The sequence below is a fragment of the Exiguobacterium sp. s78 genome (assembly GCF_018618985.1).
GTDB lineage: Bacteria > Bacillota > Bacilli > Exiguobacteriales > Exiguobacteriaceae > Exiguobacterium_A > Exiguobacterium_A abrahamii.
This window is the reverse complement of record NZ_JACSNB010000001.1, coordinates 1,096,400-1,121,490: the sequence shown is the minus strand read 5'-3', so window position 1 is coordinate 1,121,490 and position 25,091 is coordinate 1,096,400. Positions and strand designations below refer to the sequence as shown.

Annotated in this window: 26 protein-coding genes; 15 read left to right on the top strand and 11 right to left on the bottom strand. The window is 46.8% G+C overall.

Annotated features, from left to right (window positions below):
• Positions 1 to 27: 27 nt before the first annotated feature.
• The 5 genes from egtD to KNQ18_RS05540 form a co-directional block, all read right to left on the bottom strand.
• Positions 28 to 984 carry an L-histidine N(alpha)-methyltransferase gene (gene egtD, locus KNQ18_RS05560; RefSeq protein WP_215084012.1) on the bottom strand — a complete coding sequence of 319 codons (957 nt, stop codon included), beginning with the start codon at positions 982 to 984 and terminating at the stop codon, positions 28 to 30.
• Complete coding sequence (gene egtB / locus KNQ18_RS05555; protein WP_149427535.1) at positions 984 to 2,264, bottom strand: ergothioneine biosynthesis protein EgtB; 1,281 nt, start codon at positions 2,262 to 2,264, stop codon at positions 984 to 986. The genes egtD and egtB overlap by 1 nt, the downstream gene beginning before the upstream one ends.
• A 124-nt stretch (positions 2,265 to 2,388) precedes the next feature.
• The gene (gene guaC / locus KNQ18_RS05550; protein ID WP_023468525.1) at positions 2,389 to 3,372 is read right to left on the bottom strand and encodes a GMP reductase; all 984 of its coding nucleotides are present in this window, start codon (positions 3,370 to 3,372) and stop codon (positions 2,389 to 2,391) included.
• 161 nt (positions 3,373 to 3,533) lie between these two features.
• Entirely contained in the window at positions 3,534 to 4,040 is a 507-nt protein-coding gene (locus KNQ18_RS05545; RefSeq protein WP_215084010.1) for an NUDIX domain-containing protein, read from the bottom strand.
• Positions 4,027 to 4,584, bottom strand: coding sequence for a GNAT family N-acetyltransferase (locus KNQ18_RS05540; RefSeq protein WP_149427536.1), 558 nt, complete (start codon positions 4,582 to 4,584; stop codon positions 4,027 to 4,029). The genes KNQ18_RS05545 and KNQ18_RS05540 overlap by 14 nt, the downstream gene beginning before the upstream one ends.
• Before the next feature lie 144 nt (positions 4,585 to 4,728).
• On the opposite strand from KNQ18_RS05540, the gene KNQ18_RS05535 reads away from it, so the two are divergent.
• The 6 genes from KNQ18_RS05535 to KNQ18_RS05510 all read left to right on the top strand — a co-directional run bounded on the left by KNQ18_RS05535 (position 4,729) and on the right by KNQ18_RS05510 (position 9,446).
• Positions 4,729 to 4,989 carry an RNA polymerase sigma factor gene (locus KNQ18_RS05535; RefSeq protein ID WP_058704024.1) on the top strand — a complete coding sequence of 87 codons (261 nt, stop codon included), beginning with the start codon at positions 4,729 to 4,731 and terminating at the stop codon, positions 4,987 to 4,989.
• 243 nt (positions 4,990 to 5,232) lie between these two features.
• Positions 5,233 to 5,433: a cold-shock protein gene (locus tag KNQ18_RS05530; protein WP_023468529.1), complete on the top strand. Its 201-nt coding sequence runs from the start codon at positions 5,233 to 5,235 to the stop codon at positions 5,431 to 5,433.
• Positions 5,434 to 5,517: 84 nt separating this feature from the next.
• A complete protein-coding gene (locus KNQ18_RS05525; protein ID WP_047394207.1) occupies positions 5,518 to 5,883 on the top strand; it encodes a nuclear transport factor 2 family protein in 366 nt (121 codons plus the stop codon).
• A gap of 124 nt (positions 5,884 to 6,007) precedes the next feature.
• Positions 6,008 to 7,072: a 3-phosphoserine/phosphohydroxythreonine transaminase gene (serC, locus tag KNQ18_RS05520; protein WP_215084007.1), complete on the top strand. Its 1,065-nt coding sequence runs from the start codon at positions 6,008 to 6,010 to the stop codon at positions 7,070 to 7,072.
• Positions 7,073 to 8,230, top strand: a complete 1,158-nt coding sequence (locus KNQ18_RS05515; RefSeq protein ID WP_214723476.1) for a phosphoglycerate dehydrogenase — start codon at positions 7,073 to 7,075, stop codon at positions 8,228 to 8,230.
• 13 nt (positions 8,231 to 8,243) lie between these two features.
• Positions 8,244 to 9,446: a DUF1015 domain-containing protein gene (locus KNQ18_RS05510; protein ID WP_214723478.1), complete on the top strand. Its 1,203-nt coding sequence runs from the start codon at positions 8,244 to 8,246 to the stop codon at positions 9,444 to 9,446.
• A gap of 55 nt (positions 9,447 to 9,501) precedes the next feature.
• Here the strand turns inward: KNQ18_RS05510 and KNQ18_RS05505 are convergent, their stop codons facing one another.
• Positions 9,502 to 11,274, bottom strand: coding sequence for a glycoside hydrolase family 13 protein (locus KNQ18_RS05505; RefSeq protein WP_215084005.1), 1,773 nt, complete (start codon positions 11,272 to 11,274; stop codon positions 9,502 to 9,504).
• Between the two features lie 194 nt (positions 11,275 to 11,468).
• Between KNQ18_RS05505 and KNQ18_RS05500 the strand changes: the two genes are divergently transcribed.
• Both KNQ18_RS05500 and KNQ18_RS05495 read left to right on the top strand, forming a co-directional pair.
• A complete protein-coding gene (locus KNQ18_RS05500; protein WP_023468535.1) occupies positions 11,469 to 12,182 on the top strand; it encodes a YebC/PmpR family DNA-binding transcriptional regulator in 714 nt (237 codons plus the stop codon).
• Positions 12,183 to 12,427: 245 nt separating this feature from the next.
• Positions 12,428 to 12,721, top strand: a complete 294-nt coding sequence (locus tag KNQ18_RS05495) for a hypothetical protein (RefSeq protein ID WP_023468536.1) — start codon at positions 12,428 to 12,430, stop codon at positions 12,719 to 12,721.
• A gap of 40 nt (positions 12,722 to 12,761) precedes the next feature.
• Here KNQ18_RS05495 and KNQ18_RS05490 read toward each other — a convergent pair whose 3' ends face one another.
• Positions 12,762 to 13,013, bottom strand: coding sequence for a hypothetical protein (locus tag KNQ18_RS05490; protein WP_149427541.1), 252 nt, complete (start codon positions 13,011 to 13,013; stop codon positions 12,762 to 12,764).
• 357 nt (positions 13,014 to 13,370) lie between these two features.
• Here KNQ18_RS05490 and KNQ18_RS05485 point away from each other — a divergent pair, with 357 nt between their 5' ends.
• From KNQ18_RS05485 to mnhG, 7 genes are read left to right on the top strand one after another with little or no spacing between them, the layout of a single operon-like run.
• Positions 13,371 to 15,776, top strand: coding sequence for a Na+/H+ antiporter subunit A (locus tag KNQ18_RS05485; protein WP_215084003.1), 2,406 nt, complete (start codon positions 13,371 to 13,373; stop codon positions 15,774 to 15,776).
• The gene (locus KNQ18_RS05480) at positions 15,773 to 16,213 is read left to right on the top strand and encodes a Na(+)/H(+) antiporter subunit B (protein ID WP_029341921.1); all 441 of its coding nucleotides are present in this window, start codon (positions 15,773 to 15,775) and stop codon (positions 16,211 to 16,213) included. The genes KNQ18_RS05485 and KNQ18_RS05480 overlap by 4 nt, the downstream gene beginning before the upstream one ends.
• 1 nt (position 16,214) lies before the next feature.
• Positions 16,215 to 16,556 carry a Na(+)/H(+) antiporter subunit C gene (locus KNQ18_RS05475; protein ID WP_023468540.1) on the top strand — a complete coding sequence of 114 codons (342 nt, stop codon included), beginning with the start codon at positions 16,215 to 16,217 and terminating at the stop codon, positions 16,554 to 16,556.
• Complete coding sequence (locus tag KNQ18_RS05470) at positions 16,549 to 18,036, top strand: Na+/H+ antiporter subunit D (protein ID WP_149427543.1); 1,488 nt, start codon at positions 16,549 to 16,551, stop codon at positions 18,034 to 18,036. Before KNQ18_RS05475 ends, KNQ18_RS05470 begins: the two co-directional genes overlap by 8 nt.
• A 3-nt stretch (positions 18,037 to 18,039) precedes the next feature.
• Positions 18,040 to 18,516, top strand: coding sequence for a Na+/H+ antiporter subunit E (locus KNQ18_RS05465; protein WP_023468542.1), 477 nt, complete (start codon positions 18,040 to 18,042; stop codon positions 18,514 to 18,516).
• 47 nt (positions 18,517 to 18,563) lie between these two features.
• Positions 18,564 to 18,800: a Na(+)/H(+) antiporter subunit F1 gene (locus KNQ18_RS05460; protein ID WP_369792030.1), complete on the top strand. Its 237-nt coding sequence runs from the start codon at positions 18,564 to 18,566 to the stop codon at positions 18,798 to 18,800.
• Positions 18,784 to 19,158 (top strand): monovalent cation/H(+) antiporter subunit G, encoded by a 375-nt coding sequence (gene mnhG / locus KNQ18_RS05455; protein WP_214805102.1) that lies wholly within the window; start codon positions 18,784 to 18,786, stop codon positions 19,156 to 19,158. Before KNQ18_RS05460 ends, mnhG begins: the two co-directional genes overlap by 17 nt.
• A gap of 53 nt (positions 19,159 to 19,211) precedes the next feature.
• Here mnhG and KNQ18_RS05450 read toward each other — a convergent pair whose 3' ends face one another.
• From KNQ18_RS05450 to KNQ18_RS05435, 4 genes are all read right to left on the bottom strand, one after another.
• The gene (locus KNQ18_RS05450) at positions 19,212 to 19,655 is read right to left on the bottom strand and encodes an Rrf2 family transcriptional regulator (protein WP_050678277.1); all 444 of its coding nucleotides are present in this window, start codon (positions 19,653 to 19,655) and stop codon (positions 19,212 to 19,214) included.
• Positions 19,656 to 19,872: 217 nt separating this feature from the next.
• Complete coding sequence (locus tag KNQ18_RS05445) at positions 19,873 to 20,769, bottom strand: glycerophosphodiester phosphodiesterase (protein ID WP_215084001.1); 897 nt, start codon at positions 20,767 to 20,769, stop codon at positions 19,873 to 19,875.
• A gap of 152 nt (positions 20,770 to 20,921) precedes the next feature.
• The gene (gene odhB / locus KNQ18_RS05440; protein ID WP_214805106.1) at positions 20,922 to 22,178 is read right to left on the bottom strand and encodes a 2-oxoglutarate dehydrogenase complex dihydrolipoyllysine-residue succinyltransferase; all 1,257 of its coding nucleotides are present in this window, start codon (positions 22,176 to 22,178) and stop codon (positions 20,922 to 20,924) included.
• Between the two features lie 35 nt (positions 22,179 to 22,213).
• Positions 22,214 to 25,054, bottom strand: a complete 2,841-nt coding sequence (locus KNQ18_RS05435; protein WP_064299712.1) for a 2-oxoglutarate dehydrogenase E1 component — start codon at positions 25,052 to 25,054, stop codon at positions 22,214 to 22,216.
• Between the last annotated feature and the right edge of the window lie 37 nt (positions 25,055 to 25,091).

The following is a 25,091-nucleotide window of genomic DNA, read 5'->3' as shown; positions in this document are numbered from 1 at the left end:
CATGTGGGAGTGTTTTTAGATGTGCCGTTACATTTTTTCTAAATAATGCACACTGAATCGTTCATCGTCATCGATCCAACAATTGACTGAATGAAAACCACTTTGACGGGCAAGTGCCTCAAACTCTTCTTTACTGTATTTATAGGAGTTTTCCGTATGAATCGTTTCTCCTTGTTTAAACGGAACCGTCACATCTCCGACTTGTACGAGTTGATCGAGTTGACTCCGAAGATGCATTTCGATTCGTCCTTTTTCCTCATTATAAAAAGCATGATGTTCGAATCGCGTCACATCAAACGTTCCCTCGAGCATCTGATTCAAATGCGTCAACATGTTCAAATTGAATGCCGCTGTGACGCCGGCTACATCGTTATAAGCCCGTTCAAGCACATCAACAGACTTTTTCAGGTCGACGCCGATCAAAAATCCATCACCAGTTTCAAGAATTCGTGAGGAATGACGTAAGAAGCGCATCGCTTCCTCCGGTTCAAAGTTTCCGATCGTCGATCCCGGGAAAAAGATGACTCGTTTTTGAGACTCCTCGACCGGTAAAGAAATCGATTGTGAGTAATCCCCACAGACCGCTTTAATATGCAGCGCAGGATACCGTTCCGACAATTGGCGTGCAGATTCCATCAGGAAGTCTTTTGAGATATCAATGGGCATGTACGTGTCTAGATGTGTAAATGTCTCCAGTAACATCTGGATTTTACGACTGCTGCCACTTCCATATTCAATCAGTGTATGCACATCGCCGATACTTCGTGCGATCTCTGCTCGATGCTGCTCCAAGATGGCGAGTTCTGTCCGTGTCGGATAATATTCCGGTTGTTGCGTAATCTGTTCGAACAACTGGGATCCGATATGATCATAAAAATATTTTGCCGGTAAGACCTTTTGTTCTCGCATCAGACCTTCAATGACTTCTAAACGCATGTTTTGTTGCGGCGTATATAAATCGTACCCAATGACTGTCTCTCGCATCACATGTCACCTGCCAATCGGAAGCCGCCAAATAACCAACGTTTATCAGGCGGGAAGAAGTTGCGGTATGTCTCGCGAATATGATCGTCAGGCGTCACGCACGCTCCTCCACGCAGTACCATTTGATTACACATGAACTTCGCGTTGTATTCCCCGAGCGCTCCCTCGAGTGGTTTACTGCCTGGATATGAACTATAAGCACTCGACGTCCACTCCCAAACGTTTCCGAACATGCTCGCAAGCGTTGTCTCTGACTCTTCGACGGCTACCGGATGGAATGTTCCGCTTCCCATCATATTACGCTTCGTAACGGAATCGACTTGACGAGAAGCCCACTCCCACTCCGCTTCCGTCGGTAAGCGTTTCCCTTGATAACGGCTATAGGCATCCGCCTCGTAAAAGCTGACATGACAGACCGGTTCATCGAGACGGAGTGGTTCGACGCCATTCATCGTAAAGATCGTCCATTCTCCCGCGTCATCCTTCATCCAATATAACGGTGCTTTCCAGCCTTCTTTTTGAACCGTCGCGTACCCATCGGATAGCCAATACTCTGATTTTTCATAGCCCCCTGCTTCAATGAACGCCAAATACTCACCGTTCGTGACAGGACGCGTTGCGAGTTTAAACGGATGTAACCACGTTTTATGACGTGGACTCTCGTTGTCAAACGCAAAACCGTCTCCTGTATGACCGATCTCGACGAGTCCTTCCTCGAATTGGATAAACGATGTTTCCTTGACTGCATTTTCAGGCACATCTGTTGCCAGCGACTTTGACTGATAAGCAGGTAACAGTGGATTCGTGAAAAAGTTATACTTCACGTCCATCAAGATCAATTCCTGGTGTTGTTGCTCGTGTTGCAGTCCCATCTCGACTAACGATTCGATTTTCCATTGGTCTTCTGGAGTCCGTTCTTCTTTCAAGAACTCGACCATTTGTCCATCGACATATGACCGGTAAGCAATGATGTCTTCGACGGTCGGACGTGACAACATCCCCCGTTGTTGACGAGGCTGGTAAGGACCGATTGAATTATAGTAAGAATTGAATAGATAATTGTACTTCGGATGGAAGACTCGATAGCCTTTACTATATTCTTGTAAAATCATCCGTTCAAAAAACCAGGTCGTATGGGCGATGTGCCATTTCGGCGGACTCACGTCCGAACTCGCTTGAATGATGAAGTCTTCTGCTTCGAGCGGTTCAATCAAGGCAATTGTTTGGTTACGAACAGTGGCAAATTTTTCGATTAAGTACGATGTCGTTTCAAATAGCATGTCAATCACTCCCTATCCAAAATATTCCGAATCTTTTGGTCCATTTGATGTATACCCCTCCTATGGAAGAGTTATGCTAAAGAAACAAAAAAAAGTCCGCTCCGTTAAGAGCGAACTGATCACTTTAATATACTTTATCGCCGTTGAAGATCGAGTTCTTGACGACGACGTAGTCGACCGTCCGAATCGCTTGCAATTTGTTCCCGCCAGCGTACGAAATTGCCGATTGCAAATCTTGCTCCATCTCGATCAACGTATCCGCTAGACTTCCTTTATGCTCGACGAACATCTTCTTTCCTTCGACGTTCTTGCGTTCCCCTTTTTGGAACTCAGAAGCAGAACCGAAGTATTCCTTGACGAGCACTCCGTCCACTTCATGCGTCTCACCAGGCGATTCTTCATGCCCCGCGAAGAGTGAACCGATCATGACCATCGACGCACCGAACCGGACCGACTTCGCGATATCGCCATGCGTCCGAATCCCACCATCCGCGATGATCGGTTTACTTGCTGCTTTTGCACACCAACGAAGTGCCGCGAGTTGCCAACCGCCTGTACCGAATCCTGTTTTAATCTTCGTGATACACACTTTACCTGGTCCAATTCCGACTTTTGTTGCATCGGCTCCCGCATTCTCAAGTTCACGCACCGCTTCCGGTGTCCCGACGTTACCAGCGATGACGAAACTTGCAGGTAGAAGCGACTTGATGTGGCGAATCATTTGAATGACGGCTTCCGAATGACCGTGCGCGATATCGATCGTGATGTATTCCGGAGTCAGCCCTTCTGCTGCGAGCTGTTCGATCAGCTGATATTCCTCTTCCTTGACACCGACGCTAATTGAAGCGAACAGTTGGCGTTCTTGCATCATGCGAACGAAAGCCAAACGACGAGCCGGTTCGAATCGATGCATGATATAGAAATAATCGCCTTCCGCTAAGAACAAAGCGATCGATTCATCAATGATCGTTTGCATGTTCGCCGGTACGACCGGAAGCTTGAAACGACGACCACCGAACTCGACTGACGTATCACATTCCGAACGACTACCAACGATTGATTTTGCTGGAATTAATTGAATATCTTCATAATCGAATACTACATCCATGAATAACACCTCTAATTACGAATATTTTTTAATATATTGGCGATAATCATTCGCCCCTTGACTACTATAACGAACTGTCCTCATAGTGTCAAAGAAATTTTCGCGTTTTTAAGGTTTTTCAAGAACTTTATTCAGATATCACCAGTTAAACGTTCGGATTTTTACCGATTTTGACGTTGTAAATCTGTCAACCAGTGTTCTTCCCAGTCAAAATAGCTTGTTGCTTCGGATACTTCGAACACATGATCAGGATAAGGCAGTGCTAGAGGTGGACGATCCTGTTTTGGGAAATATGCTAGTTGCTTCGATTCCCCATCAATCGCTTCGAGCGTTCCCCCGACTACTTTACACTCGAATACTGTCGCTACGTATTCAACTTCGTTTCCGTCTGGGTACGTCAAACGAAACGACTCTCCACCGAAGGTCGCAATCAGACGGACCGGTCGGACGAATAGACCCGTCTCTTCATAGACTTCGCGAATGACTGCCTGTGCCGGCGATTCCCCCAGTTCGATCGCTCCAGCAGGCAAACTCCAAAACGGACCTCCTGGATCCTGAAAGAGGATGTGACCTGCTTCGTTTCGAATGATCGCTGCGACGCATGGTGTAAAAAGACGCTGCGTTCCGACAAGTTGGCGCAGATTGGCATAATAATTAGAGATTGGCATGACGTGACTCCTTTCGGTCTTCTTTTAATAGGGCAAACAAAACAAAGTCTTCCCAGGCATCGTTGATGAAGAGATTTTGTTTCGCGATTCCCTCTTTACGAAATCCGACTTTTTCAAGGACACGGATCGAGCCGATATTCTCCGGCATGACTTCAGCACGGATCCGGTGGAACTGGTGGACATCAAATAAATGATCCACGAACAATCCGACCGCTTGTGCCATATATCCTCGTCCTGAAAAGGCGGCATCCAACTGGTAGCCAATCATACATGTCTCCGCTGGTCCACGTTGAACGAACATCGCTGAAACATCCCCAATCAACTGGTCCGTCTCGGATAAAAAAACACCATACGCATAATAAGCATCTTGACGCATTAACTCTTGATGACGATGAATCCGTTCACGTTGCCCTTTTATCGTGTATTGTTCTGGTGACGGCTTGATTGGCATCCAGTATTCAAAGTGATCACGGTTTCGCAAATTCACCTCAAGGATCTCCGCTGCATCCTCCAAGATGTACGGGCGAATGTATACAGGAAGCATATAACGTTCCTCCATTTCCATTATTATCTTCAGTTCAAGAAGTTTGGGTGTTTCATAATTCATATAGCGGGAATCTACATTATAGTTTCATTACATTACAGTGACAGCATACTATAGAGAAAACTGTCGAAGAAGGAGTGACCTATGTATTCAGACACTGATTTGCTTAATCAAATCAAACAACGCGATTCTGTCGCGTTAGAACGATTATACGATCGTTACGAAAAAACACTCTTTCTTCTATTCCGTCGCACACAAGTCGAGGATGCACTCATTCATTCCGCGATGACACAACTATTCCGAACTGTTTGGGAACAACCGACACGTTATCCGAACTTCCAAGGATTCATTTTGCATACATTACGACAGCTCAGTAGTAAAAGAGAACATATTCCGACTCGTTGAAAGAATCAGTTATACTCTTTCGACACGGGTAGAATGAACCCTTTAATTGCATGATTTATTCAAAGAAGAACAGCTTCGTTTGTTCTTTTTTTGTTTTGTCCTTTCTTTTTCAATTCAGGCATGCTATATTATTAAGTAATTATTGTTGTTCGGTGGAGATACGAAGTGTTTCACTTTATATTCGATGAAATTGATCACGGTAGTAATAATCAGTGTGCCAGTCACACGCAGGAGGCAATACACATGGAACAAGGTAAAGTAAAATGGTTTAACGCAGAAAAAGGATTCGGCTTCATCGAGCGCGAAAGCGGAGACGACGTATTCGTACACTTCTCAGCAATCCAATCTGAAGGTTTCAAATCACTTGACGAAGGTCAAGAGGTTTCTTTCGAAGTTGAAGAAGGTCAACGTGGACCACAAGCAACTAACGTTGTAAAACTTTAATTTCTTTTAGACCCTGCTCACGCAGGGTCTTTTTTTGTGTTTATATATGCTACACTAGCGATTCAGGAAGAAAGGAGATGTATTATGACACTTGAACAAACGATGCAACACCTTCAAGATGCTATGCTAAAAGGCGACCTAACACAAGTCTCGCATCTATTATCTCCCGAATTTACGTTCATCGATGCATTAGGGCGGTCATTTGATGCCGAGACCTACCTCGATCATTACGTGGATCCTGCAAACATCCGCTGGTTATCCCGGACCGATGATTTTTCATACATTGATCATTTCGAAGATACGGCAATCCAGTATAGTTTGACAGAAGACCGATTTGAATACGGGACAACTCAATACGTTGGTCGTTTCCGGATCGTGTCCATCTATCGTGCTACGTCAGATGGTTGGAAATGGCACTTTGGTCAATTAACATCTCTTGATCCGTCGTAACGGATTCAAGGGATGTTTTTGTTTTCATTTTCCATTCATCGTCAGTTGGAATTGCTTCTCATTTTTCATTCCGTTACACTTGAGGGGTACATATTTTCTGAAAATTCAAGAAGGAGTGTTCCTCATGACGGTTTATAACTTCTCTGCCGGTCCAGCAGTCCTTCCTGCCCCGGTCCTATTGAAGGCTCAATCCGAGCTACTCGATTATGAAAATTCAGGACAATCCGTTCTTGAAATGAGTCATCGTTCGCCAATCTTTGAATCGATTCGAGATGCGGCTGAACAATCCTTACGGCGACTGATGTCGATTCCCGATACGTACTCCGTATTGTTTCTTCAAGGAGGAGCTACACTTCAGTTCGCGATGTTACCGCAAAATCTGGCGACGAAGACCGGACGAATTGATTTCATCGATACCGGCGGCTGGTCGACGAAGGCGATTGCAGATGCAAAACGGTACGCCACGGTCAACGTGCTCGCCTCTTCCGCTGATCACGGGTATCGCTTCATTCCAAAAGGTCCGTTCACGTCAACAGCCGACTATTTGCACATCACTTGGAACAATACCCTCGAAGGGACGACGTATCAGACACCGCCTCTCGTCGATGTGCCACTCGTCGCTGATGTCTCGTCATCGATTTTGTCTGAACCATTGCCAATCGAGTCATTCGATGTGTTGTATGCTGGTGCTCAAAAAAACCTTGGTGTCGCTGGTTTAACGGTCGTCATCGTGAAGAACGAGTTGCTTGATCGTGTTCCTGACACGATCGGTGCCTACTTACGGTATGACATCCATGCAAAACAGCGGTCTCTTTATAACACGCCACCGACGTTTAGTCTTTATATGACGAAATTAGTGCTCGATTGGATTGAAGAGACGGGACTCGAGACGATCGCGGCACGAAACGTCTCACAAGCGCGCATGTTATATGAAGCAATTGATCAATCCGATCTATTTCATAACCATGTAGCCGTCAAGGATCGAAGCCGGATGAACATTCCATTCTCGACCGGAAGCGAATCGGAAGACGCTGCTTTCTTGAACTTCGCTGCGCGTAACGATTTAATCAATCTTGCCGGTCATCGCTCGATTGGTGGAATGCGCGCGAGTCTTTACAATGCGATGCCGACCGAAGGGGTTACGGCACTGATTCATATCATGCACCGTTTTGAACAGGGGGAACGTTAAATGTATCAAGTCCAACTATGGAATGATCTATCAGACAAAGGATTAAAACGATTTACAGACGACTATCACGTCCAGCGGGAAACGGAGCAACCAGACGCCTTTCTCGTCCGCAGCAAGGATTTACATGACATGCGCTTTCCAGATAGTCTCAAAGCCGTCGCCCGAGCTGGCGTCGGTGTCAATACGATTCCACTCGATCAACTCGCGAACCGCGGGATTCCCGTCTTTTCGACACCAGGTGCCAATGCGAATGCCGTCAAGGAACTTGTCATCGGTAGTTTATTCCTGACGGCGCGAAAACTCGTCCCGAGTCTGCTTTGGACGAACAACTTACGCGGACCAGATATTCCGGAGAGGATCGAAGCGAACAAAAAACAATTCGTCGGAACGGAGTTGCTCGGGAAACGAATCGGGATCGTCGGACTTGGGGCAATCGGGGCAAACTTAGCCAACACCCTTCACGAGCTTGGCATGACCGTCACAGGCTATGATCCACATATGTCCGTTGAGTCTGCCTGGCGCGTCTCGAATCAGATTCAGCGGGCAACACAGCTCGAGGATCTCCTCGCGACAAGCGACTACATCACGTTGCATCTGCCGCTCGTTGAAGCGACGACGGGTTTACTCGATGGGTCACTCTTCTCGAAGATGAAACACGGCGCGACCCTACTCAACTTCTCGCGTGGTGAACTCGTCGATGAACAAGCGTTAGCAGAAGTGCTCAGGTCCGGTCGCCTGGCGAATTATGTGACGGATTTCCCGAACGCCTTCATCTTGTCCCTCCCCCGGGTCATTGCTTTACCACATATCGGGGCATCAACAAGTGAAGCGGAGGAAAACTGTGCTATCATGGCGGTCGATCAACTGCGTCTGTTCCTTGAGACAGGAAATATCCGCAATGCTGTCAATTTCCCAGCCGTCGAGCTACCGTTCACTGGAAAACGACGAATTACGATTGCTCACCACAACATTCCGAACATGGTCGGTCAAATCGCCTCGGTGTTAGCGCAAGAGTCGATCAATATCGCGAATATGATCAATGGTAGTAAAGATGCGATTGCCTATACGATCATCGATATCGATAACCATGCGGACGAGATGATTTCGCTAGACCGACTGAATCAGATTCCTGGCGTCTTGAAAACACGCCTACTCTAAAGGAGTGAACCCCATGCCAACTTTCGAACCTTTTGCGGCGTTACGACCGGACTCAAAATATGCGGCAGAATTTGCCGCCTTACCGTATGATGTTTATTCGCGCGAAGAAGCACGTTCCGAAATCCGACGTCATCCGCTGTCTTTTTTACGGATCGATAAAGCAGAAGCTACCCTTCCGTCATTGATCGCTGAAGATGACCCACGCGTTTATCAGCAAGCGGCGCTTGCCTTCGAAGAGAGTCAAACAAACGGCATCTTACAGCTCGATACGGACGAAACGTATTACATTTATCAGTTGTCAGATGGAACACATACACAATCCGGTTTCGTCGGATGTGTTGCCGTCAGTGATTATGAGACGAATCAAATTCGTAAACATGAGTTCACACGTCCTGATAAAGAGCGCGACCGTGTCCGACACGTCGAACAGTTACAAGCACATACGGGTCCGATTTTACTTGCGCATCAGACGGATGCACAACTCGAAGCAATCGTCACGACGATTACTGCTGGCGATCCCCTATATGATTTCACCGTCGATGGAGTGACGCATCGAATTTTTAAAATCACCGATCGCAATCATCTGTTGACGATCGGGAGCCAGTTCGCCCGTCACGATGCTCTCTATATCGCTGATGGTCACCATCGCGCTGCAGCAGCAGCCATCGCTGCCATTCGGACGGACCAGGAGGAAGCCCAACGTTTTCTTGGCGTCTCCTTCCCGCAGGATCAATTACGGATTCTCGGTTACCATCGGGTCGTTGAAGATTTGTACGGTCAATCCGTCGTTGATTTCCTTGAGCGATTAGCCCATCGCTTTACGATCACAAAAGGACGTGCCGAACAAACGAAGCCTCACCAAATCGAGATGTATCTCAACCGGCAATGGTATACCCTTTCGTACGATTCTGAACGAACAGGAACGAAAGCGAATCTCGACGTCTCGATTTTACAAGAAGAGTTGTTGACACCGTTACTCGGTATCGAAGATCCACGGACGGACGCACGGATCCAGTTCGTCGGTGGTCATAAGGGGTATGCCGGCCTTGAGCAAATCGTGGACTCTGGACATGCCGCTGTCGCTTTTCACTTGCATCCGACTTCGATCGAAGATTTAATGGCTGTGGCTGATGCGGGAGAAGTGATGCCGCCGAAGTCGACTTGGTTCGAACCGAAGCTTCGGAGCGGTTTACTGATCCATCCGTTTGATTCATAATGCACACGCACTAAAAAAGCAAGTCGCGGATTCGATATCCACGACTTGCTTTTTCTTATACGTGTCGCAAAAGAAGAGCTGACACAGCTTCTACTTGAATAGTTCCCGAAAACGTCGTTGCGTCTAACAGACTTTCATACGTTCCCTCAAGCGAAAGAGATTGTGCCTCTTCACTTACGTTGACCACGAGCAAGTAAACCTGTTCGCCTTGACGTCGCTCAACGACAAATGTCTGTTTTGTATCATCGATCCTTTGGAAATGATACGTTCCGGCATTTGCTAAAACCGGATGCTGTTTTCGAAGAGCAATCAACTGTGCAACGTGATCGAACAACTCACGGTTCTGCTTCGTCTCATCCCATTCCATACACGCACGGTTTGCCGGGTCTTGCCCCCCAGTCATTCCAATCTCATCGCCATAATAGATGACGGGTGAACCCGGAAACGTCAACAGTGTAGTGAAGAGTAACTTCATTCGATCGATATTCCCTTTCGCACGCGTTAGAGCACGCGGCGTATCATGCGAGTCAATCAAATTGAACATGACCTCGTTGACATTTTGAGAATGCCAGTTCAAATTCCGGCTGACTGCATGTGAGAAATCACGAACGCGCGTCTCGCCCGTCGCAAAACAAGTCAAAAAGCTCTCGGTCAAACCATAATTCATGACGGCATCAAATTGATCGCCGAGGAGCCATGGTTGCGAATCCGTCCAGCACTCACCGACGATATAACATGTTCCGTTCGCAGCCCGGACTTCCTTGCGAAACTCACGCCAAAATGCATGATCGACTTCACTTGCGACATCCAGACGCCAGCCGTCGATTCCGAATTCCTCGACCCAGTAACGTCCGACGTGAAGCAAATAGTCTTTGACGTCCGGATGGGCAGTATTCAATTTCGGCATGTTCCGTTCAAAGGCAAACACTTCATAGTTCGGAATCGATGGATCGACTGGGAAGGAACCAATCGTAAACCAGTTGGCGTATTTTGAATCTTTCCCCTTTTCTAAGACATCCTGAAAGGCGGGGTGCTCTTCACTAATATGGTTGAAGACGGCATCGAGTAATACACGGATACCATTCTCATGTAGCACATCGATCATCTTGCGGAACGTTTTCTCGTCACCAAATGCAGGATCAAGCTTCAAGTAATCAAGCGTATCGTATTTATGATTGGATGGTGCCTCAAAGACTGGACAGAAGTAGACACCCGTGACGCCGAGACGTTGTAAATGATCGACGTGATCGATGACCCCTTGAAAATCTCCACCGAAGAAATTCTGAAAAGCTGGTGCTTCACTTCCCCACTCCTTCGTTCCCGCTGGGTCATTCGTCCGGTCACCATTCGCGAATCGTTCCGGGAAAATTTGATACCAGACCGTATCCTTCACCCACTCCGGTGTATCAAAGACATCCGTCGCATGAACATATGGCACAGAAAAATAATAGCCCGGATGATCGAGTGGCGCTTCGTCATACCAGCCACGCTCGGTTAAAACGGCTGTCGTATCGCCATGAACCTCAAACCCATATCGTACCCGCTTCCGTTCTGGACGGATTGCAACGAACCAATAGTCATACGTCGCATCACTTCCATTGTGTTGCATCGGCGTCCGCTCTACTTTCCATGATTTTTCTTTCTCCGGATCAAAATTCCAATCTCGGTCTTCTTCTTTTTCCGCTTCCCATTCGTACGGATCACCATATATCAATTCAACTTTTTCAATATCGTCTTTAGCCGTCATGAGTCGGACATGGACCGTCTCTTGATCGTAAGCATAAACGAACGGTGATAATGCGCGATGAACTACCCCAGCCTGGTTCAAATTCTGCCACTCTCCCTTAAATTGATATTTCTCTATCGGTAAAGTTCCTTTCTTCCACATCGCTTAAACGTATTTAATAGAAATTCAACGGTTCCACCGACATTTTAGTTCAGTCTGTCAGGTAGTTTAAGGTATACTGATAACGCATAGGAAATCACGGATTTCTGACATTACGGAAAGAGAGTGGATACGAAATGGGTCGTAAATGGAATAACATTAAGGAAAAAAAAGCATCAAAAGACAAAAATACGAGTCGGATTTACGCAAAGTTCGGTCGTGAGATTTATGTAGCGGCTAAACAAGGTGAACCCGATCCAGAATCAAACCAAGCATTAAAGGTCGTTCTCGAACGAGCGAAAACATACAACGTGCCACGTGCCATCGTCGATCGGGCGATTGAAAAAGCAAAAGGTGGAGCGGAAGAAAACTACGACGTCTTGCGTTATGAAGGATTCGGTCCAAGCGGTTCAATGGTCATCGTCGAAACGTTGACGAACAACGTTAACCGGACGGCTTCTGACGTTCGTGCTGCATTCGGAAAAAATGGCGGAAACATGGGCGTGAGCGGATCCGTCGCTTATATGTTCGATGCGACGGCAATCTTTGCGTTTGAAGGTAAAACTGCGGATGACGTTCTTGAATTGATGATGGAAGCGGATATTGATGTGCGCGATATCCTCGAAGAAGACGAATCTGTCATCATCTACGCTGAGCCGGAACAATTCCATGCTGTACAAGAAGCGTTGAAAGCTGCAGGCATTACTGAGTTCTCACTTGCCGAACTGGTCATGCTCGCCCAAAACGAAGTCGCGTTGTCTGAAGACGACGTCGCCCAATTCGAGAAAATGATCGATGCACTAGAAGACCTTGAGGATGTGCAACAGGTCTACCATAACGTAGAACTATAATTAAAAAGACAAGGGGATGGTCGTGACCATCCCCTTGTCTTTTTAATTACAGTTTCTGTATCGGTTAACGCCCGTAATCGGTCACGCACCGTCTGTATGTATCATAAAGTATGAAACGCGTTTCATAACAAGAACAAAAAAAAGATTCATTTTTGATGTTTATTTCTTGTATTTAATGGGAATAGTAATATTCGGAGTTGATTATAACTTATTTTGCTTTGAAGAAATAAAAGGAGGAACGAACGATGACATATTCTTTAATTGAAACATTCAAACACATCGTAAGCGAGGCAACTAGCTTTAAGCGCGTTGATTTCGGAGGTTACGATATTTATATGCAGACAACAGATGGACGAACGATTACGGCACACATCCGCTATGATGGTGGTGGAACAGACTTCAATGAAGCTTATTTAATGCTCGAATCGAGTACCGGTCAACGTCGCACAGCGACCTTAACGCTTTATCAATTCGAACATCTCTCTTCTTATACTGCACACAGTGAACGGACACGTGCCCTAGTCACAACAAGTGCTTAATGACCATAAAACACGCCTCTCATTCGAGAGACGTGTTTTTTTAATTTTCTTCTCGCTCGAGGCGTTCGAGTTCTGCGTGTGTTTGTGGGAATCCATTCGCTTGCCAATCTGCCCGATGAATGGAATCCAGTTGTGTCAGTCCGACTTCAGCCGGATCGCGTTTCGCGTCGACACTTGGACGATGGTCAATATCTTCTGAAGTCGATTTTCGTTGTTGGTATTGTTGATAGGCGATTGTCGCAATCGCTGCTAGACCACCTAAAATAACACCTGTCTTGAATGTTGCTCGCATGAAAGTTCCCCCTCTATGGTCATTAGTTGTGCTCTAGATAGATGTACCCGCGTTCCTTGAGTTTGAATCATTCTTCTCATGGATCCACGTGTTTTTTGAAAAAAATCAAAAAAATTTTCAGCCTATTTCTGCCGTGTTCCTACATATTTAATAATCAAGAGAAAAAATGGCTCTATCCCTTATGCTTCAACGCTTCACGTCATGCAAGAAGGAAAAAAGTACGCTATACTTGATTCAGAAACATCTTCGACGAACAAAATGAATCGTGTCTTCTACTGGACAGTTCCGAGCTTCAACAGCTTGCGTTCGCGTCCCTTTTTCATTTTTGGTCGTCGATGTCACAAAGGAGGGAATTTCGTGTCCGTGATGCACGGGGCTATTTTACTGCCCATATTGATCAGTCTTTTCATTCCGCTTCTAGCGAAACGCCTTCCGAACATTCATACCGGTTGGTTTGTACTTGTCGTACCTGTACTGCTCGTATCGTATTTCAGCCGCTTTCTCCCTGGTACGATGTCAGGTGAGACCTTTACGGCACGCATGCCGTGGATACCATCGCTCGGTATCGATTTCGTCACGTATCTTGACGGACTCGGCTTATTGTTCGCACTATTGATCACAGGAATCGGCTCACTCGTCGTTCTTTATTCGATTTTTTATCTAGATGCGAAAAAAGAATCACTCGGAACATTTTATGTCTATCTGTTGATGTTCATGACCGCCATGCTTGGGGTCGTGTTGTCAGATAACATGGTCGTCCTCTATCTGTTCTGGGAATTAACGTCGATTTCGTCATTCTTATTGATTGCCTACTGGTACGAGCGGGAACGTTCTCGTTACGGCGCTCAAAAATCGATGTTGATCACCGTCTTCGGTGGACTAGCGATGCTTGGGGGAATTGCGATTCTCTCTACACTTAGTGGATCGTTAAGTATTCGTGAGACGTATGCGTCACTTGAATCGATTCAAGGTGAACCCTTCTTTACGGTCGCCCTTGTTTTATTCTTGCTAGCTGCCTTCACGAAATCGGCTCAGTTTCCGTTCCACATCTGGTTACCAGATGCGATGGAAGCACCGACTCCTGTCAGTGCCTACTTGCACTCGGCAACGATGGTCAAGGCAGGGTTGTATCTTGTCGCTCGTTTTAGTCCGATTTTTGCGGATGAGTCGCTTTGGTTCTATCTCGTCTCATCTGTCGGAATATTCACCTTATTCTGGGGTTCACTCAATGCGGTGAAACAACATGATTTGAAAGGAATACTTGCTTACTCGACGATTTCTCAGCTTGGATTGATCATGTCCTTACTTGGACTTGGAGCTGCCGCCTTACACGTCGATGCCTTAGATGACGGATTATATACAATCGCGACAGTTGCTGCGATCTTCCATCTGATCAACCACGCGACGTTTAAAGGCAGTCTCTTCATGATGGCGGGAATCGTCGATCACGAGACTGGTACTCGCGATATTCGGAAGCTCGGTGGTCTTGCGCAACTCATGCCGATTTCGATGACGATTGCGATGATTGGGACGCTTTCAATGGCGGGGATTCCACCATTCAACGGGTTCTTGAGTAAAGAGATGTTCTTGACAGGTGTACTTCAAGTTTCAGGATCTGACTTGTTCCACTTACCATCTTACGGTTGGATCATTCCTGTACTCGCCGTCGTCGGAAGTATCTTTACATTCGTCTATAGCATCTTGATCGTCCGCAAAACATTCTTCGGTAAGCGTCAAGACGATAAGTTACCGAAAACACCACACGAGGCACCGATTGGAATGTTGATTCCACCTCTCGTCCTCGTCTCGCTCGTCGTCATCATCGGACTCTTCCCGAATCTATTATCGGATACGTTGATTCGACCGGCAGTCGAAGCGATCTTACCGCAAGTCGTTGATGCGGGTGGGAAGATTGATGTGCATATTTCAATGTGGCATGGATTCAATACTGAATTATTCCTGACACTCGTGATCATCAGTGCTGGCGTCATCTTGTATAAAACACTGCCACGCTGGCAATCGCTCTATAACCGGATGCCTCGTGCCGTCTCCTTGAATCATCAATATGACGCTTTATTACGTCGTGGTGAACAGACCTCGACAAAGATTCACGATACGGTCATGACCGGATACATGCGGTCATATCTCGTCTACATCTTCGGATTCATCGTCATCTTGATCTTGACGGCATTATACGGGTTTGATGCCTTCCGCTTCGCAGTTGATCCAATCAGCTCGATTGACGCGTATGAGATCATCCTTGCACTCGTTCTCGTTTCGAGTGCCCTTTCGATCACCTTTGCGCGTTCACGACTGACATCGATCATCTTGCTCGGTGTGACCGGTTATACGGTCGCTCTGTTCTTCGTCTTGTTCCGAGCGCCAGATCTCGCCTTGACACAACTCGTCATCGAGACAGTATCGGTCGCTCTATTCCTGCTCGTTTTCTATCGTTTACCGGAAATCAGTCGGAAAGAAGAACGCATTCCGTTCAAGCTCGGCAACGCCTTGATTTCAGCACTCGTCGGATTGACGGTGACACTCGTCGCCCTTGCTTCTCTCAGCCAACGATCGTTTACTTCAATCGCCAAGTATTACATCGATAATGTCGCTGATCTTGCCGCTGGCGGTAATATGGTCAACGTTATTCTCGTCGACTTCCGTGGCTTCGATACGTTGTTTGAGATTGCCGTTCTCGCACTTGCCGGAATCGGTATTTACACGATGATTAAATTCAGACGAACAGGAGGGATCGATAAATGAAAAAGCAGGCGAAAAAGCATACGAATGACGTCATCTTAGAGTCCGCGACTTCCTTTATCACGTTCGTCATCTTCCTGTTTGCTGTCTACTTGTTCTTTGCTGGACACTATACACCGGGTGGTGGTTTCATTGGTGGTCTTGTGACGGCGTCTGCTCTTGTCTTGATCTTACTTGCTTATGACATCAAGACGTTACGCCGGATTTTGCCATTCGACTACAAATGGATCACGGCTCTTGGCATGTTGATTGCCGTACTGACGGCTTCAGGAGCACTTGTCTTTAACGTACCGTTCTTCACACATGCACATGACTATTTCAACCTACCGTTATTCGGTAAGACATCACTTCATACAGCGATGTTGTTTGATCTTGGTGTTTATCTTGTCGTCGTCGGTGTGACGATGACGATTATTCAAACGATTGGGGAGAGTGATTAATATGGAAATCATCATGGCGATCGCCGCAGGCATCCTGACGATGTGTGCCATTTATCTCATTCTTTCGAAAAGTATTCTTCGCATTATCATCGGAACAGGGTTGCTCAGCCACGCTGCCCATCTGCTCGTCATGACGATGGGGGGATTAAAACGAGGCGCGGCTCCGGTCTTAAAGGACGGCGTGACTTCCTATACGGATCCGCTACCGCAAGCACTCGTCTTGACCGCCATCGTCATCAGCTTTGGTGTCACTGCCTTTTTCTTGGTACTTGCTTATCGTGCCTATCAAGAACTCGGAACCGATAATATCGAAGAGATGAAAGGAACCGATTCGAATGATTAACTTACCGCTACTACCAATCATCATCCCTTTGTTGACGGGTGTCCTCTTGATGTTTTTCCCGCGACACCTCAAAGGACAACGAATCGTTTCCCTCTTTTCGACGATTTTGACTGTCTGTGCCTCCATCTATCTCGTGCTGACTGTCCGGTCGAACGGCATCTTAACAGTCACACTCGGTAGCTGGCCAGCACCTTTTGGTATCACGCTTGTCTCTGACATGCTATCCGCTTTACTCGTCACGACGACAAGCATTCTTGTTCTTTGTATCATCTGGTATGCCATTGTCTACTTGAGCGTTTCCTATCAACGGTACTACTATTTCATCGCCGTCCAATTCCTGCTCGTTGGTGTCAATGGTGCCTTTACGACAGGTGATATCTTTAACATGTTCGTCTTCTTCGAAGTCTTCTTGATTTCGTCTTATGTTTTGATCGTTCTCGGCGGGAAACCGGCACAATTACGAGAATCGCTGAAGTATCTTTTGATTAATGTCATCTCGTCTGCATTATTCGTCATGACCGTCGCCTTCTTGTACGGAATCATCGGATCGCTCAGCATGGCGGATATCAGTCAAAAAATTTCAGAGGTCGGACAGCCGGCAATCCTCAACGTCATCGCCTTATTATTCCTGATCGTCTTCGGATTAAAAGGTGCGATCTTCCCGCTCTACTTCTGGTTGCCTGGTTCTTATCAAGTACCACCGACACCTGTTCTTGCTTTGTTCGGTGCCTTGTTGACGAAGGTCGGGGTCTACGGGATTTTACGGACGTATAGTTTGTTCTTCTCAAATGAGATTGGAACGATCCATCAAATCTTGAGTATCCTTGCGCTCAGTACGATCGTCATCGGGGTGATCGGTGCGCTCGCGACACGAGATGCGAAGCAAATCATCATCTACAACATCATCGTCGCAGTCGGAGTCATCTTGTACGGGGTTTCCCTCATGACACCGCAAGCGCTAGAAGGTGCGATTTTCTACCTTCTTCATGATATGTTGATTAAAGCCGCTTTATTCCTACTCGTAGGAATCATGGTCGGAATTGCCGGCTCGAGTAAGCTGAAAGATATGGGCGGGATGATCAAAGCCTATCCTGTATTAGGTTGGACGTTCTTCATCGCGGCGTTATCACTTGCCGGGATTCCACCGCTCAGCGGATTCATTGGGAAATTCCTGATTGTTCGTGGTGGTATTGAAGCCGGTGAGTTGATTGGACCAATCATCGTTCTACTATCCAGTCTACTCGTCTTGTATTCGGTCGTTCAATTGTTCATGCGTGCCTTTTGGGGAACACCGAAGACCTACTCTGGTGATAAACAAGCGCTTGTTCCCAAGCTGCTAGTTCCTACGATTGCCTTAGTTGCGCTCAGCGTTCTCTATGGAGTAGGTGCTGAGGCGATGCGTCCACTGATTCAACAGGCCGTCGAACCGTTGACGAATCCAACGCTCTATATCGATGCCGTATTAAAAGGAGGTCGTTAATTCATGGCATTTCAAGTCTTGCTCAACTTATTCCTTGCATTCTTGTGGATGTTTCTCTCAAACAATTTCTCGGCCTCCGGTTTCGTCATTGGTTACGCGCTAGGGCTGATTGCGATGTTCGCTTTCCGTCGCGGCTTCAAAGGTCGCTTTTACCTCGGACCTGTCGTTGCACTCGTCCTATTGTTTTTCCGCTTTCTCTACGAGCTAGTCGTCGCAAACATCGATGTCTTGAAAATCATCTTAAAGCCGAAGTTAGATATTCAGCCTGGTATCTTCGCTTATGAGACCGAACTCGATCAACCGTGGCAAATCACGTTGCTGTCGATGCTGATCACATTGACACCTGGAACGCTTGTCGTTGATATCTCGGATGATAATAAGACACTCTACATTCATGCACTCCACATGCCAGAGGTCGATGAAGCAGTCGCTTCGATTCGTGATAGTTTTGAGAAAGCCATTCTGGAGGTGAGTCGGTAATGTTCGATATTTTAATCTATATCGCACTCGGGGGTGTCTTTCTCTCGATGCTCGGTCTATTTTACCGGGTCATCAAAGGACCAAGTGTGGCGGATCGTGTCATTGCTCTTGATTCGATTGGTATCAGCTTGATTTCAATCGTTGGTCTTGTCTCGATCATCTTACGGACGAGCGACTACCTCGAAGTCATCCTGTTGATTGGTATACTCGCCTTTATCGGTACGGTTGCCTTTTCAAAATATATCGAGAAAGGAGAGATCATCGAACGTGATCGCAATCAATGAATTGATCGTCGCGGTCTTCGCCTTGCTCGGTATGGGATTTAGTCTCGTCACCGCGCTTGGTCTGATCCGCTTACCGGATGTCTATACGCGTGCTCACGCTGCATCTAAAAGCGCGACATTAGGTGTCATGTCGATTTTAATCGGCGTCATCATCTATTTCGTCACTGAAGATGGATTCTTCTCCTCTCGTGTCGTTCTCGGCATCCTGTTCGTGCTCATCACAGCGCCGATTGGAGGACATCTGATCGCTCGTGCTGCATATTACAGCAATGTGCCGTTATGGAAATCGTCTGTTCGTGACGACTTGTCTCAGAACAAAGAACATGTGGAACCAAAGAAACGCCAAGATGATCTATAAGTATCGCTATGACAAAACCCTCGTTTCCGTGAATGGAAGCGAGGGTTTTTTGATTAAGAACGCTGTAAAGGTGAGGCAGCAAACAAGAGTGCCAACTCATCACGATTATCTAACAATTCTTCTAATGTATGCTGTTCCAATTCCCGGATAAAAGCTCGAAGCGCTCGTCCGAGCACACCTTTTAGACGGCATCCTGGTTCGATGACACAATGACCGTTGCTTCCAAAACACTCGACGATATCCATCGGTTCCATTTCCCGAACGACTTTCCCGATGTTGATGTCTTTTGGATCACGAATCAAACGGAGTCCGCCTGACCGACCTCTTGTTGATTCGACATAGCCAAGTTTCGCTAATTGTTGTGTCACCTTCATTAAATGGTTGGATGAGATGCCATAATGATTTGCAATCTGCGGCATTGGTGTGATGACATCCCGGTGCACCCCGAGATACATCAACACACGTAGTCCATAATCCGTATACTGTGTAATTCTCACGATCCTCACTCCATTTCTTCCCAAAACTGCACTGTTATCGTACCATGAAATACGAAACTGACTACATTGTTTTGTCTCATGATTCGAAATTCTGATAAACCTCTATTTGGTTTACGTATGGAATGAAATATTGGATTTAAGATACGAGTTTTAAAAACAAAAAAACTATTTCTTCTTTCCTGTTCGAAAGAAGAAATAGTGCTATTTCCTTTTTACCTTATTTTTTGTATAGTCCTTTCACGACATCATTAAAACGGTCGGCATAGTTCGTGAAGACTCCTGTGACACCATAGTCGAGCATACGAACCATATCCGCTTTTTCATTCACAGTATACGGGTGAAGTAACAAATCATGAGTCCGAATCGCTGAGACGTTTTCACGTGTCAATGCTTTGTAGGAAGGACCAACACCGACTGCATACTGACGGATTGTGGTTAATCGATCATCCGTCAAAGCCTTGACTTCATTTGCTTCCATCAACTGAACCAGTGGGACGTTCGGGTCGATGGCTCTGACTTTTTGAAGACTCGCTTCACTAAACGACTGAATCAAGACTTGTCCTGGTTTGACCTTGTTACTCGACAATCCGTTCTGCTTTAGTACGTCGAGCAATTTCTGTTCCATTCCGGGATACACTTCCGGTGATTTCGTCTCGATATAGTAATTCGCATGCTTCCCATACTTACTCAAGACTTCTTGAAGCGTCGGTACTTTCAGACCGACATATGACTTTTTCGCAAGCGTCGGGTTCGCTTCATTAAACCAGCTACCAGCATCAAGTTTCTTGATTTCAGCAAGCGTTTTATCTTTGACGGCACCTGTTCCGTTCGTCGTCCGATCAACCGTTTCATCGTGCATCGCAATCAATTGACCGTCTTTCGTCATCTGTAAATCAATTTCGATGTAATCTGCTTTGAATGTCTTATGTCCCATTGCATAAGCTGGCATCGTATGCTCTGGCGCGTACCCAGAAGCTCCACGGTGAGCAACATTGATGATTCGATTTGGATCGAGTAACGATTTGCCTTTTGATTGTGCGCTGACATCTTCTGTCGGAAGCCCTGTGCTTAATACGGCTCCTGCTACCATCGTCATTCCAAATTGTTTCAACATAATCAATTCCCCCTTGAAATATTCTTACAACACTTATCCTAAATCGTATGTATGAAGCTGATATAGAGAAGACGTAAATGTCGTTTCGTGATTTGATGACAAAGTGATATCAACAAAAAAAAGACCCGCATCTAAAACGGGTCTTTTTATGATTACGCTTCGAAAATCAATGACTCTGGATCTTCAAGGAGATCTTTAATGTGCTTCAAGAACGTAACGGCTTCTTTTCCATCAACGATTCGGTGATCATAAGAGAGTGCGACATACATCATCGGACGGTTTTCCATGCGTTCAGCATCAATCGCTACAGGACGTAAGTTGATTGCGTGCATTCCGAGAATCGCGACTTGTGGACCGTTTAAAATCGGTGTCGACATGAGTGAACCGAACGTACCACCATTCGTGATCGTGAACGTACCACCCGTCAAATCAGATAGACCGAGTTTATTATCACGCGCCTTGACCGCTAGTTGAATGATGTCTTTTTCAATCTCAGCGAAGTTCTTCTTATCCGCATCACGAACGACCGGAACGACGAGACCGTCTGGTGCTGAAACGGCAATACCGATATCATAGAATTTTTTGAGGACGATTTCATCGCCTTGAATCTCAGCATTCAAGTATGGCATCTTTTTAAGTGCTGCGACTGCTGCTTTCGTAAAGAATGACATGAAGCCAAGCTTGACTTCGTTTTCCTTCACGAATTTCTCTTGGCGACGTTTACGCAGTGCCATGACCGCTGACATATCGATCTCATTGAATGTCGTCAACATCGCTGCCGTTTGTTGAACTTCAACGAGTCGGTTCGCGATTGTCTTACGACGGCGTGACATCTTGATTCGCTCTTCCGGTTTCCCAGGAGTGGCTGCAGGTGCTGGTGCCGGTGTAGCAGGTTTCGTAGGAGCCGGTTTTGCTTGCTCACGTGGTGCTACTTCAAACGTCGCGACGTCTTGCACACGAATCCGACCGAGCGGATCTTGCGTTGCCACTTGTGCTAAATCAATTCCTTTTTCACGAGCCAGTTTACGGGCAGCAGGTGAAGCAATCGGACGATCCGCAACAGATGTACTTTCAGTCGCTGCTGCAGCCACCGGTTGTTCCGTTTTTTCTTCTGCTTTTGGTGTCTCTTTTGGCGTTTCTTGTACTGTTTCTGCCGCAGCCGGTTTTGGAGCCTCGCCACCAGCAGAGATGACAGCAATCGTTTCCCCGACGCGGACTGTATCTCCTTCAGCAGCCATCACCTCCGTCAACGTACCAGCTTCATCTGACGGTACTTCGATGTTGACCTTATCTGTCTCGAGCTCAACGATGGCTTCCCCTTTTTCCACGTGATCACCTGGTTGTTTTAACCAAGACGCCACCGTTCCTTCTGTAATTGATTCGGCAAGTTCTGGTACTTTGATTTCCATCGTATTCTCCCCCTATGACTCGATTCTATCTTAAGTTATGATGTGTGATTTGATACGTGTGATGGTGCTGTTGGAGTAGAAGCAGTCGCTGTGAGTGCATCATTAATGATACGTGCCTGCTCTACTTTATGACCTGATGGGTCACCTTCTGCTGTACTGGAACGACGACGACGACCGATGTAACGGACGGTTTGGATACCATTCGGTGCGACTGTCTCAAGTCGAGGTTCCATGAAGGACCACGCCCCCATGTTTTTCGGTTCTTCTTGCACCCAGACCATCTCTTCGACGGATTCATAGCGCGCGATGACTTCTTTTAAGGCTTTTGCCGGGAATGGATACAACTCCTCGACCCGGACGATTTGTAGCCAATCGAGATTCTCATCTGATTTTGAAACGGCTTCCGCTAGATCGATTGCCATCTTACCAGAACAGAACACAAGACGTTTAACTCGATCTGGTGCTTCTCCGAGCCCTGATTGTTCGATGACACGCTGGAAACTACCTTCCGTCAACTCAGAGACATCCGATGTTGCAAGCGGATGACGCAAGAGACTCTTCGGCGTCATGACGACGAGCGGTCGGACTTCCTCTTTTCCGAGAATCGCTGCTTGTCGGCGCAATAAGTGGAAGTACTGGGCAGCACTCGATACGTTCGCGACCGTCCAGTTTTTCTCACCCGATAACGTCAAGAAGCGTTCTAAACGACCACTCGAGTGTTCTGGTCCTTGCCCTTCATAACCATGCGGAAGCAACATGACGAGACCTGATGTTTGTCCCCATTTCGCTCGGCTAGCTGAGATGAACTGGTCGAAGATGACTTGACCTGAGTTCGCAAAGTCCCCATATTGCGCTTCCCATAATACGAGCGTTTCCGGAGCGAAGACGTTATAACCGTATTCAAAACCAAGTACACCTGCTTCAGACAACGGACTGTTGTAGACCGAGAATGATGCAGTTGCCGTTGATAAGGCATGGAGTGGCGAGAAGCCTTCTCCTGTTTTCACATCATGAAGATTAATGTTCCGTTGTGCGAACGTTCCTCGTTCAGAATCTTGACCGCTCAAGCGGATTGGTGTTCCATCTGAGAGAATCGAAGCAAACGCCAATGTTTCGGCATGTCCCCAGTCAATTCCGTTCTTTGTCGAGAACGCATCCGTCCGGCGCTTCAGGACCTTCTCAAGTTTATGGAATACTTGGAAGCCATCCGGCCACTGTAACAATTCTTCGTTGTACGCCGTCAATGTTTCAATCGAGACCCCTGTCTCAATCGTCGGAACGCCTTTAAAGACGACGTCCGGCATGACCCCACCATACTCTTTCTCCGCGTTCGGTACTTTTTCACGAGCCGCTTTCATTTGATCATTGATCGACGTTTCAATCGATTGAATTTCGTCAGCTGTCGCATCCCCGTTCGCGACAAGCGTTTTCCCGTACAAGACACGAATTGGATCATGTTTATGAATCAAATCGTATAAGACCGGGTTCGTATTCATCGGTTCATCCATTTCGTTATGACCAAAACGACGATATCCTATTAAATCAATCATGACATCCTTCTTAAACGTTGCCCGGTACTCGCTCGCAAGCAAAGCGACTGCGAGACAGCTTTCCGGCTCATCCGCGTTGACGTGGAAGACTGGGATCTCGTATCCTTTGGCAAGATCACTCGAGTAACGCGTCGAACGGGAGTCCGTCGGCTCCGTCGTGAAGCCGATCGTGTTGTTCGCGATGATATGAATCGTTCCGCCGGTGTTATATCCTTTGAGATTCGCTAAATTCAATGTTTCAGCCACAATTCCTTGACCTGGGAACGCTGCATCCCCATGAATGAGGATCGCAGCTGCTGCTGCTTGCTCTTGACGTGGTGCCCCTTTTTGTGAGCGATCATCTTGAGCCGCACGTGTGAAGCCTTCGACGACTGGGTCGACGAACTCAAGGTGCGACGGATTGTTCGCAAGCGTCATCCGCACGTTACGTGTCTCTTGCTCGAGTTTTCGGTTTAAACCGAGGTGATACTTCACGTCGCCCGTCCAACCGTACGTGATCCCGATCGATCCTTCAGATGGTACGAGGTCGTGGTTCGGTGCATGCTGGAACTCAGCAAAGATCATTTCATATGGCTTCCCAAGTACGTGCGCCAAAACGTTCAACCGTCCACGGTGTGCCATTCCGATATTAATCGTCTCCGACCCGTTCGAGATGAGGTGTCCGACGATCGTGTCGAGCAATGGCACCATCGCGTCAAGTCCTTCAATCGAGAAGCGTTTTTGACCGACATATGTTTTGTGCAAGTATTTTTCGAAGAGGTCCGTTTCAGCTAAGCGTTTGAACAACTGTTTCTTTTGTTCAGCGTCTAGCGTCGCCGTCAAAGCACCTTGCTCGATTTTCTGTCGGAGCCATTTCTTTTCATCGAGATCGTCGACATGCTGGAACTCAACTGCGGCTGCTCCCGTGTACTGCGCTTTTAAATGTTCGATGCCTTCAAACGCGTCCTGTACACCAGTTGGTGGTTCAGGACAGACGAGTGAGACTGGCATTTTTCGAAGATCTGCCTCTGTCAATCCGTACTGACTCAATTCGAATAATCCTGTTTCTCGCGGATGGTCCTTCAGCGGATAGATATCCGCCGCAAGATGTCCTTTTGCACGAATTTGTTCCGCTAAACGATTCGCCGCAAGATATTTTTCGAAATCTCCTGTCTCGACTTGCATCGGTACGACTGGTTCCGTCACGGGTGCACCATGCTCTTCGAAATAAGCACGTGTCTCCTCATCAACGGATGTCTTGTCTTCTAAAAAACGCTCGTACAATTCAATGATGTAGCCAAGGTTTGGTCCATAGAATGCTTGTTGATCTTGCTCGTGGCCTGCCATGTACGGTTCCCCCCGTTTCTATATTTCTCCCCACACA